The organism is Companilactobacillus kimchiensis (assembly GCF_001438805.1).
In the GTDB taxonomy this organism is placed as follows: domain Bacteria; phylum Bacillota; class Bacilli; order Lactobacillales; family Lactobacillaceae; genus Companilactobacillus; species Companilactobacillus kimchiensis.
The window spans coordinates 111,775-128,311 of sequence record NZ_JQCF01000003.1 but is presented as its reverse complement, the minus strand read 5'-3'; the positions used below and the strand labels follow the sequence as shown (position 1 = coordinate 128,311).

General features: G+C 36.4%; 11 protein-coding genes and 2 tRNA genes. 1 reads left to right on the top strand and 12 read right to left on the bottom strand.

All coding sequences use genetic code 11. From position 1 onward, the window contains the following. Nucleotides 1-18: 18 nt before the first annotated feature. From IV57_RS02965 to IV57_RS02950, 4 genes are all read right to left on the bottom strand, one after another. Nucleotides 19-1,194 carry an aminotransferase class I/II-fold pyridoxal phosphate-dependent enzyme gene (locus IV57_RS02965; protein WP_157051891.1) on the bottom strand — a complete coding sequence of 392 codons (1,176 nt, stop codon included), beginning with the start codon at nucleotides 1,192-1,194 and terminating at the stop codon, nucleotides 19-21. A gap of 97 nt (nucleotides 1,195-1,291) precedes the next feature. Continuing rightward, nucleotides 1,292-2,110, bottom strand: coding sequence for an ammonia-dependent NAD(+) synthetase (gene nadE / locus IV57_RS02960; protein ID WP_057880007.1), 819 nt, complete (start codon nucleotides 2,108-2,110; stop codon nucleotides 1,292-1,294). Nucleotides 2,111-2,112: 2 nt separating this feature from the next. Beyond that, nucleotides 2,113-3,588, bottom strand: coding sequence for a nicotinate phosphoribosyltransferase (locus IV57_RS02955; protein ID WP_057880006.1), 1,476 nt, complete (start codon nucleotides 3,586-3,588; stop codon nucleotides 2,113-2,115). A gap of 40 nt (nucleotides 3,589-3,628) precedes the next feature. After that, a complete protein-coding gene (locus IV57_RS02950) occupies nucleotides 3,629-4,705 on the bottom strand; it encodes a glycosyltransferase (RefSeq protein WP_057880005.1) in 1,077 nt (358 codons plus the stop codon). Nucleotides 4,706-4,763: 58 nt separating this feature from the next. On the opposite strand from IV57_RS02950, the gene IV57_RS02945 reads away from it, so the two are divergent. Then, entirely contained in the window at nucleotides 4,764-5,492 is a 729-nt protein-coding gene (locus IV57_RS02945; protein WP_057880004.1) for a WecB/TagA/CpsF family glycosyltransferase, read from the top strand. Nucleotides 5,493-5,668: 176 nt separating this feature from the next. Here the strand turns inward: IV57_RS02945 and IV57_RS02940 are convergent, their stop codons facing one another. The 8 genes from IV57_RS02940 to IV57_RS02905 all read right to left on the bottom strand — a co-directional run bounded on the left by IV57_RS02940 (nucleotide 5,669) and on the right by IV57_RS02905 (nucleotide 16,341). Beyond that, complete coding sequence (locus IV57_RS02940) at nucleotides 5,669-7,063, bottom strand: O-antigen ligase family protein (protein ID WP_057880003.1); 1,395 nt, start codon at nucleotides 7,061-7,063, stop codon at nucleotides 5,669-5,671. Nucleotides 7,064-7,138: 75 nt separating this feature from the next. Further along, on the bottom strand, nucleotides 7,139-7,840 hold the full coding sequence (locus IV57_RS02935) for a GntR family transcriptional regulator (RefSeq protein ID WP_057880002.1): 702 nt from the start codon (nucleotides 7,838-7,840) through the stop codon (nucleotides 7,139-7,141). Between the two features lie 133 nt (nucleotides 7,841-7,973). Next, a tRNA-Gln gene (locus tag IV57_RS02930) sits at nucleotides 7,974-8,045 on the bottom strand. A gap of 5 nt (nucleotides 8,046-8,050) precedes the next feature. Further along, nucleotides 8,051-8,133, bottom strand: a tRNA-Tyr gene (locus IV57_RS02925). A gap of 302 nt (nucleotides 8,134-8,435) precedes the next feature. Next, nucleotides 8,436-9,911: a peptide MFS transporter gene (locus IV57_RS02920; RefSeq protein ID WP_057880001.1), complete on the bottom strand. Its 1,476-nt coding sequence runs from the start codon at nucleotides 9,909-9,911 to the stop codon at nucleotides 8,436-8,438. A 147-nt stretch (nucleotides 9,912-10,058) separates the two neighbouring features. Next, nucleotides 10,059-11,561, bottom strand: coding sequence for a glycerol kinase GlpK (gene glpK, locus IV57_RS02915; protein WP_057880000.1), 1,503 nt, complete (start codon nucleotides 11,559-11,561; stop codon nucleotides 10,059-10,061). 614 nt (nucleotides 11,562-12,175) lie between these two features. Further along, the gene (gene glpK, locus IV57_RS02910) at nucleotides 12,176-13,684 is read right to left on the bottom strand and encodes a glycerol kinase GlpK (protein WP_057879999.1); all 1,509 of its coding nucleotides are present in this window, start codon (nucleotides 13,682-13,684) and stop codon (nucleotides 12,176-12,178) included. Nucleotides 13,685-13,800: 116 nt separating this feature from the next. Continuing rightward, nucleotides 13,801-16,341 carry a YfhO family protein gene (locus IV57_RS02905; RefSeq protein WP_057879998.1) on the bottom strand — a complete coding sequence of 847 codons (2,541 nt, stop codon included), beginning with the start codon at nucleotides 16,339-16,341 and terminating at the stop codon, nucleotides 13,801-13,803. Nucleotides 16,342-16,537 lie beyond the last annotated feature (196 nt).

Here is a 16,537-nt window from a genome sequence, read left to right as displayed (position 1 = left end):
GTTACTCCTTCACGTCTGCTAATTTTTATGGTTCTTTAGAAAGAGACTAAGTTTTGACAGACATTTAGCGATATTCTCCATGCTGGCAGCGTAACTGAATCTTAAATGTCCTTCACCACCGATGCCGAAGAAACTACCAGGTAAAATTGCTAGATGTTCTTCCTCTAATAACTCATTAGCAAATTTGACATCATCTTGTTCAAATCCTTCTGGAATTTTAGCAAACAGGTAAAAGGCTCCATCAGGGGTTGGACAATCAAAGCCCATCTCCTTAAGTCCTTCATATAAAGCATCACGTCGTGATTGATATTGCTCTCTCATTATCGCTGGGTCATCATAACCATTCGTATATGCCTCAAGTGCAGCATATTGAGTAATGGATGTAATTGATGTCGTAGCCAGCTCATGGATCTTATTGATCTGAGAAATAACTGCCGCTGGTCCGCAGACAACACCAAAACGCCAACCAGTCATCGCATGTGATTTAGATAATCCGTTCATAAGAATCGTTTGTTCAGGTAAAATATTACCAAAAGAAACATGCTTAAAATTATAAGTTAATTCACTATAAATTTCGTCACTGATAACAAAAATGTCATGTTTCCTCAAAACATTTGCTAAAGCTTCCAATTCTGCTCCGGTATAACTAACACCAGTAGGATTGCTAGGGAAATTCAATAAAAAGATTTTAATACGTGGATTAGTTCTGATAGCCTCTGCTAACATCTCTGGCGTAACTTTAAAGTTGGTCTTTGATGTATCCAAATATACTGGTGCAGCACCATTAAAATCAGCATCTGGTCCATAGATCGTAAACGCTGGTGAAGGAATTAAAACCTCATCTCCGTCCTGCAAAATTGCATTGAAAGCAGAGAAAACACCTTCCGTAACACCAGTTGTAGCAACTATCTGTGTCTTGGGATCATAGTTCAAATCATATTTATCATGTAAATAATTTGCAACGGCACTCAAAAGTTCATGGTTACCTTCAGGAACTGTGTAGTGTGTATGATTGTTCTCAATTGCTCTGATGGCAGCTTGCTTGATGTGTTCAGGGGTATGGAAATTAGGTTCTCCAACAGTCATATTGACCGCACCCGGAATACTTTTAGCCCGTGCATTGAACTTAAATATCTCCTGTTGCTTAATTGCAACAACAGATGGTTTCATAAGGGAGATTAAATCACTTTTCACTGTTAAACACCTCTTTTAAAAGATTACAAGTTCATTCTAACATACGACATTTTGTAAAAAAAAAGACATTCAAAAAATTTGAATGTCCAAATACGAATTATTTGTCAAATACTGTATAAGGGGAACGACGTTTGTGGGCTGTCTTCTTATACCAATTCTCAATTATTTCAGCATTTTCAGGCTTGATATCATGACCCTCTAAATAATCATCAATATCTTTATATGATACTCCCAGAGCTTTCTCGTCAGGAAGACTTGGACGATCTTCCTCCAAATCAGCTGTAGGAATTTTTTCATAAAGATTTTTAGGTGCCTCAAGTTTGGCCAGCATTGCCTTTCCTTGGCGTTTATCCAAGCGGAATAACGGCGTTACATCAGCAGCCCCATCACCAAACTTTGTATAGAATCCGGTAATATTTTCAGCTGCGTGATCAGTTCCAACCACAACACCCTGATTATCACCTGCAATGGCATACTGAGCAATCATTCTTGTCCGAGCCTTGATATTACCCTTATTAAAATCTGAAATGGTTAAGCCATTATTTTCAACGGCTTTTACAATTGCATCAACACTATCTTTGATATTTACACGAACAATCTTATCAGCTTGCATCCAATCAATTGCCTGCATACAATCTGATTCATCAGCCTGTTCTCCATAAGGTAGACGGACGGCAATAAATTGATAACCATTATCACCAGTTTCCGTACGTAATTCTGTCATTGCCATTTCAGACAATTTACCAGCTAAAGTTGAATCCTGTCCTCCAGAAATACCTAACACCAGTGTTTTTAAAAAGCTATGTTGTTTTAGATAGTCTTTCAAAAAATCAACTGAACGTCTTATTTCAGTTTCTGGATCAATTTCTGGCTGGGTCCGTTCAAATTCAATAATTTCTTTTTGCAATGGTCTCATTTTTAGTCACCTAATCTAATGTTGTTTACATCATTTCTAATCTTCTCAATATACTTCATCTTATGACTGTATAGCTTTGAAGAAAGATCTACTGGATAAACTTGCGGGTTCAAAATACGTTTGTATTCGTCCCACAGTGAATCTAGATTATCAGCGCAATACTTTCTAATTTCTTTTACATTTGGTAAATCATAAACCAATTTACCATTAGTAAAAATATCGTGTAACAATGGTTTAGCCTGGAAGTCCTCAACCGTCTTATTGATATAAGTATATTGTGGATGAAACATATAAAGTGAGCTATGTTCTCTGGGATCTTCATTCCAGAAAGTTACATAGTCCCCTTCTGATTTATCATTTTTTTTGTTATTAGTGATTCGCCAAACTTGTTTCTTACCTGGAGTTGATATCTTAGCTGCATTACTAGAAAGTTTCAGCGTATCCATCATGTTACCTTTGGCATCTTCAATACTGACTAATTTATATACAGCACCCAATGCTGGCTGATCAAAGGCTGTGATAACCTTAGTACCAATACCCCAAACATCGATCTTAGCATCTTGCATCTTCAAGTTAAGAACAGTTTTTTCATCCAGGTCATTTGAAGCATAAATTTTAGCATTAGGGAAGCCAGCTTCATCAAGCTGTTTTCTGACGCGCTTTGAGATATATGCCATATCACCAGAATCAATTCTGACACCTTCGAAATTGATCTTATCACCCATTTCACGGGCAACTTTAATGGCACTTGGCACACCGCTCTTCAAAGTATCATAAGTATCAACTAAGAAGACACAATTTTTGTGAGTTGTAGCGTAAGCCTTGAAGGCATCATATTCATTTCGATAAGTTTGAACTAACGCATGTGCATGAGTTCCAGAAATAGGAATACCGAATAATTTTCCAGCTAGAACGTTACTTGTTGCATCAAAACCAGCAATATAAGCGGCACGAGTTCCCCAAATAGCGGCATCAATTTCTTGAGCGCGACGTGAACCAAATTCCATAACAGGATCATCACCACAAACTGTCTTGATACGAGCAGCCTTAGTAGCAATAAGAGTTTGGAAATTGACCATATTTAGAATGGCCGTTTCGATCAACTGACATTGCGCCAATGGTCCTTCAACTTGAAGAATTGGTTCCTCATTGAAAACCAAATCACCCTCTAGAGCTGAACGAACAGTACAACTGAACTGCATATCCTTTAGCCAACGTAGGAATTCTTCATCGAATTCTCCATATTCACGCAAATAGTCAATATCAGAATCTGAGAATTTTAGATTCTTCAAGTAATCTACTACATGTTCTAGTCCTGCAAAAACGGCAAAACCATTATCAAATGGTAAGCTTCTGAAATAAACTTCAAAAACTGCACGACGATTGTGCAAACCTTTCTTCCAGTATGTATACATCATATTCAATTCATAATAATCAGTATGCAAGGTTAAATCTTCGTCTTGAAATTGAGTCATCATATCTCCCTTAATAATTTGATGTTATCAAGTCTATTTTACCTTAATTAGCGTTTAAAGTCGCTTCGTATCCTTCAGCAACCTTGCGGGCAAGTTCTTCGATCGAATAATTATCACGAACTTCTTGATATAAGGCCAAACCTTTTTGATCAAGATTGCCATCTTTCCATAATGAGTGTGCATCATTTAAAGCAGCAATCAGTTCCTGTTCATTGTCTGATTCAACTAACCAACCAGTATCGTCGTTGATAACCTTGCTAGTGGCACCAACATTAGTGGCTATAACTGGTTTACCATAGGCAGCTGACTCCAAGTAAACTGTTGGCAGACTTTCAGATTTGGATGTTAAAACTGAAACATCACATTCTTGATAGTAATCACCTGTATTTTCTCTAAAACCAACAAAGTCTACTTTATCTTTAAGATTGAGCTCTTTAACTAAGTCACGAAGCTCATCCATTAACGGACCATCCCCAACCAAAGTTAAACGATAGTTGAATTTCACTTTACTTAAAGCCTCTAATAATAATCGATGGTTCTTAACTTCTACCAAACGAGCAACTACCAAAAGACTAAACGTTGGTTGGCGAACAAATCTAGGATTAATACCAGAAAAATCAATAGCATTAAAAACTTCAAAAGTATTTTCGGAATCAATCTTTAAAGATTCAAAATAATCTTCAAGATCAGGATTCATATAAAAAAGCGAATTAGCCTGTTTTAAGGCATGTAAGTTTAATTTGAGCATAACTTTACCTTTAAGACCGGAAAAGTCGATACGGGGGTCAGAATGAACCGTTATAACCCATTTGGCATTAATTTTCTTCCTGATCAGTGACACAATATAATTAGCTCGTGGTCCATGGGTATGAACTATGTCGAATCCATTGTTATTGATATATTTAACCAATGGCTTCAGTATAGATAAATCAAAACGCTGTTTTTGTTCCATTACAGCGACACTCAAGCCATTCTCTCGAGCCATTTTGGATACAGGACCTTCCTGGAAAGTTAATAAAGTACTTTCTTCACCAGTTATTTTTTGACCCTTCATCAGGTTAACAATATAAGTACGAGCTCCACCGTCTTCATTCCCGGCATTGATATGTAAAACCCTCATTAAGACACCTCTCAAATTAATCTTTCTCGTGTATAATAATACATTAAAGGAGAACGCCATGCACAAAAATAGAGTAAATATTTTAGGTACAGAGTTTGATAACTTTACTGCCAAGCAATTCCATCATTATTTGGATGCTGACTTAGATAATAACGCAAATAAGTTCATCGTGACACCAAATCCTGAAATTGTTCTTGCAGCTAGAAAAGATACTAAATTTTCGAAAATCGTTAACAATGCTGACTATGTAATCCCCGATGGAATCGGAATTATTAAGGGAGCTAAGAGTCTCGGCACTCCTATTCATGAACGAATTACTGGTTTTGATACGTTGCAATATTTAGTTACTGCCGCAAACCGTAAACAATTAAAAGTTTATTTACTAGGTGCCAAGCCTGAAGTCATTCAAGCTAGTGCCGATAAAATCAAAAAAGACTATCCTCAAATTGAGCTTGTCGGGTTCCATGACGGCTATTTCAAGGATGAAGGCATAATTGCCGAAGAGATTGCTGAAAAGCGTCCTAACATCGTTTTTGTTGCCTTAGGATCACCTAAACAAGAATTCTTCATCAATAAGTATCGAGAACGAACAAACGCCGTTTGGATCGGAGTTGGTGGTAGTTTTGATGTTTTCTCGGGAACAAAAAAACGTGCCCCTAAGATTTTTCAAACATTAAGTTTAGAATGGTTATACCGTTTAGCTAAAGAACCAACAAGAATTGGTAGAATGCTAGCTATTCCTAAGTATATGAACCTAATCAACAAAGAAAAAAAGAATAGCAACTAGTTTGAATGGTTGTTTCTGCTGTTAGCCTACCGCTCTCCACAAGGAAAAAATTATATTTGATGGATATTTTTAGTTTGGCTTAAATCGTTTTAGAAATATCTGTTTATTAAAATTTATATCAAAAAAGCTCACATCCACTTGGATATGAGCTTTTTTGATATTTAACACTATTATTTTTAATCTTCTGCATCAATTGTATACGGATTTTCTTTGGTTCTTATAAATATACGTGCGTTAAGCATCGCATAACCTAAAATCGAAACGAAGTAAATACTTACTGATGGTGCTTCAATAACATGTCCTGTCATTAAAGCCATTCCAAATCCCAAAGCTACACTGGCCACTAACATGGCCCATTTAAATGACCACATATACTTGAACTTCATCAGGAAAGCTCCTAACAAGTAGAACAAGCAATAGATCAATGGTGCCAAGTAAATAATTGTACCAATGAATCCAAATTGGAAGAAGATATCAATATAATCCATCTCAACTAATTTAGCTTTTTTCTCACTCTTAAAACTAGTAGCATATCCCATTCCAAATATCTTTTGGGCAGGAGTTGCCTTCACAAAATTATGTGAGGCATTTTCAAAGTAAACTGTCCGACCACTAAGTAAGTAAGAAACTGTTTTATTAGTTTCAACATACTTTCGTTGATCTTTAGTAATACCCTTCTTACTCTTAGCTTGCTTTTTCTTATACTTGATCATGTCATTATGCAATTCAGCTGTTCTCGAAACGGCCATCGCAGGATATGCTGCAAAAACGCCACCTAAAGTTACAACTAACAAAGCAATTATTCCGACTGTAAACTTACGTCTACCCTTGTATTGGAAGAATTGAACAATTGCTGCCAAGATTGCCATACAAATACCAAACAAGATAGCGAGCAACGACCCTTTTGTTCCAATCAATAAGGCTGAATAAATGGCTAAAATGATTGTTAACCAGTAATAAATTCGAGACCAGTTGCTAATCTTTTTAAGTGCATACCAAATCATAATTGGAAAGGCGATTGAAACGATTGCGCTAAGTTCATTTGCCGCATAGAACCAGCCACTCTCACCTAACTTGTAGTATGAGTATGAACTAAAGCTTGAACCAGTAAAGTGAGCCACAATCATGATTGCACTGATAATATTTATCGCAATAAAAATCACTTTGGGGAAAAGACGGTTGATAATACGATCTTCAGCCAATTCTTCAAATGCATAAAAGTACCCTAATAACATTATTGGATAATATATACTCTTCGCTAAAGTAGTTATTTCTAGTGATGGAATAAATAATCTTTTTGATTTGTAATTAATGAACAAACTAATCACCGAAACTATTCCAAGTAAAATGAAATATCCGATAATTTGAAAGCCATGTTTATTATCCCGATTCAATATTATAAAAATCAGGATATAAAAAATGGTGACCGCCATAACGGCCATTCGGATCAGTACTCCGAAGGTTACGTTGATATGGGCTTGAGCCATTACTCCGGTAACCGCATCTAATATTGGTTGAAAAACAATGTATAGCATCAAGAAGATACTGTACTTTTTAATAAAGCTTTGCATAAGTGACTCCCAGTTAAAAATTTAAAAGCAATGTCAGGTATTATCTTACCCTAAATCCGCATTTAAATAAATTGATTATCTTTCTAAATAAAATTCAAAACGATCGCCCGCATATTGTGAACGAACATATTCAAATGGACGATCATCGTCCAAAGTTGTTATTTGTCGTACACGCAATACAGCTGAACCACGTTTGACGTTCAAAAAATTAGCTATTTTTTCAGAAGCTAAGATAGCTGAAACAGTCTGTGTGGCATCTCCCAATTTTAACCCAGCTTTGTCTTCCAAAGCCTTATATAGCGAAGACGTTATGTCTTTCTTGTTAAGACTGTTAACTATTTCGATAGGAATTGTTGCCACTTCAAAACAAATTGGTTGTTGATCAGCGTAACGAATTCGTTCCATTCGAAGAACTTGACTACCCTCATGTAGTTTTAATTTTTCAATTTCACTAATTGAAGGATCAGCAACGTGGTAAGAGACTGTCTTACTAGATGGTTTTTTACCTTGGCCCTCAGTGATCTCAGTAAAACTAGTCGTTCCTGACATCTTTTCTTGAACCTTGCTGCTGGCAACATAAGTACCTGAACCAACCTGTCTTTGTAAAATCCCCTCATCAACAAGTGTTTGAATAGCTTGACGAAGTGTCATTCGACTAACATCAAAATCCTGTGAAAGTTGTCTCTCAGAAGGAATCCGTTCCCCAACAGCCCATTTGCCTGATTCAATTTCTTTTCTTATCTCATTATGAATTTGTATATATACTGGTACCTTCATTGTTTGGCACTCCTTTACGAGCATTACTTCTGTATAATTATACCGTATTTCTTGTCAAAATTATGAATTGGTCTAAAAAGTTAGAAAAAAGAAAAAGGCAAAATTCATATTCTGAATTTTGCCTTTTAAGTTATTGGGTTAGCTGGATTCGAACCAGCGCATGACAGGATCAAAACCTGTTGCCTTACCGCTTGGCTATAACCCAATAAATGGAGGGGAGTGGATTCGAACCACCGAACCCGAAGGAGCGGATTTACAGTCCGCCGCGTTTAGCCAGACTTCGCTACCCCTCCATGAGATACTACGTCTTTCATTCGACTTAATAATACTACCGAAAATATAGAATCATTTCAAGTATTTTTTTCAAAAAATTTATTTTAATTAAGATAGGCTTGATATTAAAGGGTTCTCCATAGTTCATAGATGTTTATTTTTACAAAATCGGAATTAATTAGAAAACAAAAACGAACTATTCCAGTTAGAATTTCCAACTAAAATAATCCGTTCATTTAATAATATTTATATTTAATATACCCTCTCCATCCAAAGCTCAATTAGTCTTGAATAGAAAACGACAGTAAAACAATAAATCTTGTTAGTTAACACCTTGCATAAGTTTCTTAATTCTTGGTACAAACAAGATCAAGATAACTGCAGCAACAAGTGTCACAATACCAGTTACACCAAAGAACATAATTTCGTTCTGAGGGTCACCTGGTTTGAATAACTTAACAATTTGAGCATTAGCAGCTTGTCCAGCTGAATCAGCTAAAAACCACATACTCATCATTTGACCCTTGAAGGCCTTAGGAGCAAGTTTAGTTGTAGCTGATAAACCAACTGGAGAGATCAACATTTCACCAATTTCAATAATACCCCAACTTAGAACTAACCAAAGTGGACTAACTTTGCCACCTGGTGCAAGTCCCATCAAAGGAATAATCAAGATAAAGTATGAAATAGCTGTGGCAACCAATCCCATCCAGAATTTAGATGGTGATGATGGTTGACGTTTACTCAATTTAATCCATAACCATGCAAAGAATGGTGTATAGATAATAATAAAGAATGGGTTAAGCATTTGGAACAATGGAGCTGATAATTTGAATCCACCAAAATTAAGGTTTGTTTGTTCAGCCGCAAAAAGCGCTAAAACAACGGAACCTTGTTCTTCAATTGCCCAGAAAATAACAGCAGCCAAGAACAATGGGATATAAGCTAAGACACGAGATCTCTCAACTTTTGAAACCTTTTTACTTGATAGCATCATGATGAAGTAGCCAATTGGCAAAGCAATTCCCAAGATACTAATAATTGTAATAATGTTGTCAATTGTAAAGGCATGCGCAAAAATCATTACAATAACGATAACGATAATGGCTACAATAGCGATTGCTACACGTCTAAAGAACTTACTACGTTCCTTGTCTGTAATTGGATCTGGAGCATGTAAACTTTCCTCAGGAAGGTACTTACGACCATCCCACCAGTAAACGATCAAACCAATAAACATACCAATAGCAGCTAATGAAAAACCAGCATGGAAGTTAAATTGATTACTCATCGCATTTACTGCAGGCGGTGCAAACAATGAACCTAGGTTAATACCCATAACGTAAATACTGAATCCAGAATCACGTCTTGGATCACCCTCACTATATAAGCCACCAACCATTTCGGATACGTTTGGTTTCAATAGTCCGGTACCAATAACAATAAGTCCAATAGATGTAAATAAACCAGTTTCACCAATAGGAAGTGATAGTACGATATGACCAAGCATGATCAATACACCACCCCAGAAGACAGTTCTTCTGGCTCCTAGTAATCTATCACTGATAAATCCACCCAGCACACTAGACATATAAACTAGCGAACCATAGATAGACATAACAGATGCAGCGGTAGTACGGTCCATTCCTAGACCACCCTTAGTTACCGCATAATACATGTAGAAAAGTAAAATAGCACGCATACCATAGTAACTGAATCTTTCCCAGAACTCAGTTAGAAATAGTGTACGTAAGCCTGTCGGTTGTCCGAAGAAACCTCGGTCTTTTTTTTCGTCCATTAAAAAATTCTCCTCACATTACACAAATGATGTATTAATATTAAACTTTCAACTTGTTTATGTCAAAGCCTTTTTAATAAAAACGCTTGAAATCCTTTTATAACAACATATAAAAATAAGAGCCTTTTAATATAGGCTCTTAATGTTTTAGTGGCTATGTTTGAACGCCATAGTTGCTGTAACCGCATTCTTCCATCCATCATAGAGATCTCTACGCACTGAATCGGCCATCTTAGGTTCGTAAGTTTTACCAGTCTGATAATTTTTTTTGATATCATCCAAATCTTTCCAAAAACCAACTCCTAATCCAGCCATAAAGGCAACCCCTAACGAAGTGGTCTCCAATTCAGATGAACGCTGTAGAGAGATTCCTAAAATATCTGTTTGAAATTGCATCAAATAATCATTAGCCGAAGCAGCCCCATCGACTTTCAAAACCTCGATTGGAATCTTAGCATCAGAACTCATTGTTTCAATAATATCTTTTGTTTGGTAAGCAATTGCCTGAAGAGTTGCTTTGATCAAATCCTTATCGGTCGTGCCACGAGTGATTCCAAAAATAGTTCCGTGAGCTTGATTATCCCAGTAAGGAGCTCCCAGCCCTGCAAAAGCAGGTACCACATAGATTTCATTTTGATCAGTTGAGGCTTTCGCTGCGTCAGACGTTTCCGGTGTACTGTTGACCAACCTCATATCATCCCGAAGCCATTGTAGTGCCGCCCCAGCAATGAAAACACTACCCTCTAAAGCATATTTAATTTCACCGTTGATTCCATATGCGATAGTCGTTAACAAATTGTTATCTGACATAGCCGGCTTATCACCAGTGTTCATTACCGCAAAGGCACCTGTTCCATAGGTATTCTTGACCATACCCTTTTCAAAAGCCATTTGTCCAAAGAGCGAAGCCTGCTGCGAACCAGTCATCCCTGAAATAGGAATTTCTGAACCATAGAATTGATCATTCTTCGTTACACCAAAGATTTCAGAATTAGATTTCACTTCAGGCAGCATCGCACGTGGAATATTAAATAGCTTCAACAGATCATCATCCCATTGCAAAGTATTGATGTTATAGATCATCGTTCGACTGGCATTAGCATAATCGGTCATAAAACTATCACCATCAGTTAATTTCCAAAGTAACCACGTATTAATTGTTCCAAATAGTAGTTCACCTTTCTCCGCTCTTTCCTGAGCACCATCAACATGATTTAAGATCCAGCGGATCTTGGTAGCTGAAAAGTAAGGACTAATAATCAGACCAGTTTTTTGATGAATTTCATCTTTATAACCAGCCTTGATCATATCATTAGCTAGTTTAGACGTTTGACGACTCTGCCAAACAATTGCGTTATAAATTGGTAAACCAGTTTCCTTATCCCAAACAACCGTCGTCTCACGTTGGCTGGCAATACCAATTGCCTTAATTTGTTTTGGTTTAATCCCTGAATTGATCAGAGCAGTTGCAATTGTCGTTTGAACCGCATTCCAAATTTCATTAGGATCATGCTCAACCCAACCTGGATTAGGCAAAATTTGATTGATTGGATGTCTCGCAGTTGCGATTTTTTTACCACTATGATCAAAGATAATTGCCCGAGCAGTTGTCGTCCCCTCGTCAATTGCTAAAATATATTCTTTCTCCATCATTAACTCCCACACGCCAAAAAAGGCGCAATCCGCCTTTTATTTTAAATTCTTTATAGATGCTGCCGCCTTCCACAAAAATGGTAATTTGGCTGGAACGCTGTGGGCATCGTTTCGAACCAACTCAGGTTCAGAGTTGTTTCGAAAGCGAGCCTTCTACTAAGCCAGCAAAACAAGCTGACTAAGTAGAATTTCACAGCTGAGCCAATTACCATTTTTGTTCCAGGCTAGGTTATTAATTCTTATGTTTTATTATTAACGAAAATACATCAAGAAATTAATCTAATCATACTGAACACAATTTAGAGTTCACTTATGAAAAGGACTTTTCTCAACCTAGAATATTAAACTCGTTACATAGTATAAAGATTCCTCAAAGACATACCCAGTAGTTTTCAACTGTACAATATTACAAATTAAAAACTAGCTCGGAACAAGAAAGAAAAAATGGCTCAATAGCGAGATTTTCCTAATTCGGCAGCTTTTGCCGGATTAGGAAAAGGCCAAGCTTGAAGACTTTTGGAACAAAAGGCTCCAAGTTGTGCCCGCTATGTTCCAGCCAATTTTTTCTTTCTTGTGGAGAGCGAAATCCTTACATTAACCCGACTAAAAAACTATTTTGTAGCTTTATGCTTGAATTTTCTAGTTGCACTGACTGCTTCTTGCCAACCTTCGTATAGATAATCAGCCCGTTTGGGATCCATATCTGGTTTAAAAGTTGCTCCAGTCGCATACTGCTTTTTAATATCATCTAGATTATCCCAATAGCCAACTGCCAGTCCAGCTAAAAAGGCAGCTCCTAAAGCAGTAGTTTCCAAATCCTTAGCTCGTTGTACTGGTGTTTGTAAAATATCAGCTTGAAATTGCATTAAATATCTATTATTAGCTGCTCCACCATCAACTTTTAAAGTAGGAATATCAATCCCAGTATCGCGCTTCATCGTCTCAATAACATCGCGTGATTGATAGGCCAATGATTGCAACGTGGCTTTGATAAAATCATCTTTAGTTGTTCCACGAGTCAATCCGAAGACTGCTCCACGGGCATCACTATCCCAATAAGGGGCACCCAGACCGGTAAAGGCAGGTACTACATAAACTTCATCGTCGTCTGTCGAAGCTAAAGCAGCCTCTTCAGATTCTGGAGCGAAATCAACTAAATGCATCGCATCACGTAACCATTGAATAGCTGACCCAGCCACAAAAATACTACCTTCAAGGGCATAATAAACTTTGCCATTGATACCGTAACCAATTGTCGTCAATAAATTATTATCAGATAATTGTGGCTTTTCACCTGTATTCATCACGATAAAAGCCCCGGTGCCATAAGTGTTTTTAACCATACCGGGTTCAAAGGCCATTTGACCAAATAATGCAGCCTGTTGATCACCGATCATCCCCGAAATTGGAATTTCGGAACCATAGAAATGGTAACTCTTAGTTTTTCCATAAACCTCTGAATTAGGACGTGCCTCTGGCAACATAGCTCTAGGAATATTCAAAGCTTTTAGAATATCATCATCCCATTTGAGATCATGAATATTAAATAACATTGTTCGACTGGCATTAGAGTAATCCGTTACATGAGCAGCTCCACCAGAAAGCTTCCATAAAAGCCAAGTATCGATGGTTCCAAATAATAGTTCACCATTTTCGGCTCGCTTCTGTGCACCATCAACATGGTCTAAGATCCAACGAATTTTAGTTGCTGAAAAATATGGATCAATCAGCAAACCAGTTTTTTCATGGATCATGTCACCATAACCGGCTTCTTTTAACTTATTAGCAATTTCAGAGGTCTGTCGACTTTGCCAAACAATGGCATTATAAATTGGTAGACCAGTTTTTTTGTCCCAGACAATCGTGGTTTCACGTTGATTAGTGATCCCGATTCCCTTGATTTGTTTTGGTTTAATGCCAGATTCAATAAAAACATTAGCTATCGTTGACTGAACGGCATTCCAAATCTCATTAGCATCATGTTCCACCCAACCTGGTTCAGGAAAGTGTTGTGTAAACTCCCGTTGAGCATCAGCCACTTTACTTCCAGATTGATCGAAGATAATTGCTCGAGTACTTGTTGTACCTTCATCAATTGCCATAATATATTCACTTGACATTACTTCACCTCATTTTTTATGTAAACGGTTCATATCAAAATATTATAACATCTACATAATATTGCAAATATTTTTGCTGAATTTTCATTATTTTGTTATAAATATTAATTTTTAGACTATTTAATATTCTTTTTAGGCTTTAATATGTAAATAAATCCAATAAATAGAAGAATCGATACTATCGAAATAACCCAACCCATTTTTAATCCTGGAACTTGATAATTTAAAACCACCTTATGATAACCCGTCTTTAAATCAACTGCCATCAGATTATCAACTACTCGATGAACCTTAACCTTTTGTCCATCAACCTTAACACTCCAACCGCTATCATATGGAATACTGAGTAACATCGGTGAATCCGTTGGTACTTTAATTGTTCCACGAACAGTATCATGATTCAAATCAGATGTTATCTTCAATGAATTAGCTCTAAATTGTGCGATTGTTTGTAAAAATTTAGCCTGATCAAGTGATTGGAAATATTCTGGATTAACATCAAGCGTTTTATCAGTTAAGATTTTAACTTCAACCCTCTGTTTATTCTTAAAGTGGCCCAAATGTAACGTGGCTGCACTATAAACATTGATTGGTGCAGTTGTGATTCTTTTTCCATTAACATAAATTTTTGCTGTAGCGTAATTCATCGGTGTGGCGTAGAAATACAACGGTCCACTTGCTCGAGTCGTCAACTGATAGGTATACATCGTTTTATTATTAACATCACTCTGTTGCATGCTACTCAATAGAGCATTTTTCAAATATTCAGAATTATTACCATTCAGAGCTTGCCAGAGACGGTCCTGATTGGTCAAAGCCTGTTTAGAGTGCATCTTGAAACCATAAACGTTTGGATTGACCAAAAATCCCAATGTGGGAGCATTATAATTCTCTTCGACATAATAATGATCATCCCACTGACGGACTCGATAATAGACTCCTAACAAAGCATTGGTTAAATTAGTTCCTCCATAATAGCTGACCCGGCGGACATTTAAACTGAAATAACCTAACTTATGCATCATCTCTAAAGTATTCTGATTCAATGTAGAACTATATAGACTGACACCATTAATATTAAAAAGAATAGGATCATTATAATTATTATATTTTTCTGGAAAAGCCTTATTCAAACCTGACTTAGAAACAATAATTCGGTGTCCTTTGTGACTCCGATTCTTCACACTCTGAAGAATATCATCCTCACGGTCAAATTCCTTGCGGTAGACCAACTGATTCCCAAAGCTAGCAGTACTCATTACTGAATTAAAATTAGCAATTACTTCAAATGACATCATTAATAACATCAAGAATAAAAAGTTTTTATTCAAATTCAAAGTTAAGAGGATCGTTCCAGAAATAATGATACAAATTAAGCTTAGCCAGAAATAACGACCATCATATTGATTGTTGGGAGTTCCAAAACCTAATTGCTCAATAATCTTTGGTAATAACCATTCCGTTGAATAACCTAAGCAAATTAATATACCAGCTAAACAAGTGCCTTTTATAATTGTTCCAATATCTTTGAATACGCCAAGATCAAACGCCTTATAAGCAATAAATATGCAAACGAATGAAAAAATAAAACTATTTCTAAATGGAAAACCAGCAGGATTTTGAAACATATGCCAAATTGTGTTGAAGGTTGTCACAAACATGCTGATCAATAATATTCCTAAAAGCATGGTTGAATTAAGCTTATCTTTATTACTAACCCGAGCACTGACAAAATAACTCAATAGAAGAATTAAGATAGCTGAAGTCATAAAAACAGATGGTCCATGTTCCAAACGCTGCTCGAAGGTATTTCCACCAATTCCCAGTTCGGTTAAAGCCTCTAATCCAAAGCGAGCTGATGGTAAATAATTAAAAATATCAAATGAAGTTTTGGCCGTCTTCAGCATTCCTACCAAAGTTGGCAGTAAAACAACTGCTGAACTCAGACCGGCCAAGATAGAGGTTATTAGATAATTTCTCATTACGATCCATTTGTCATGAGCTTGAAAAAGATTCTGTTCTAAAGCAATGTAAATGAAGAAACAGAGTGAAAAAATACAAAGCATATAACCCAAATAGTAATTAAAAATAATTGAAAATAATATCGTAAAATAATACAGGACATATCTATGTTGTTTAATAACCCGCATTACTCCGACTGCTACTAGTGGCAACATAATCAATGCATCTAACCACATCAAATCATAGAAATAAGATGCTACGAAACCACAGAAACTGTAAGCCAAGGTAAACATATAATTAGCGCTATTATCTTTTTGAAAATATTCCTTCAAAAAATACGCCATCGTCACACCCATGGTTGAAATCTTGAGCATAATAATAATATTTGCTGCTGCAGGAACACCCTTCGAACTGAACAAAACCAACAATAAGTTGAATGGTGACAGTAAATAATAACTGATGACCGGGAAAAAGTTATCTCCCAAAGACTGACTAAACAAGTACAGATGAAAGTTACCAGTAACCAACTGCCGTCTTAATTCAGTTAAGAACGCCAAGTATTGGGTCCCCAGATCACTACTCAAAAAATTATTACTCCCAAAAGGAACCAATCCTGAATAGGCAAATATAATTGAAATAATAACCAGATTAAGAAAAAACGCTCCAAGGTAATACCGGATAAGACGTTTTGACATAATAATTTCTCCTTACTAACTATTCAAATCATATGGGATTATTCGAACAAATGCAAAAAGAAAACATCAAAAAAGGCTTGCTTACGCAAGCCTTGTCTCATATTTTCTTTCATATAGTTTACCTCGAGTTGTTATTAGTTGTTTTTATTTTGAATGGTTTTAATTCATGTATTTTTGTATTTATGGCTAGTTCGAA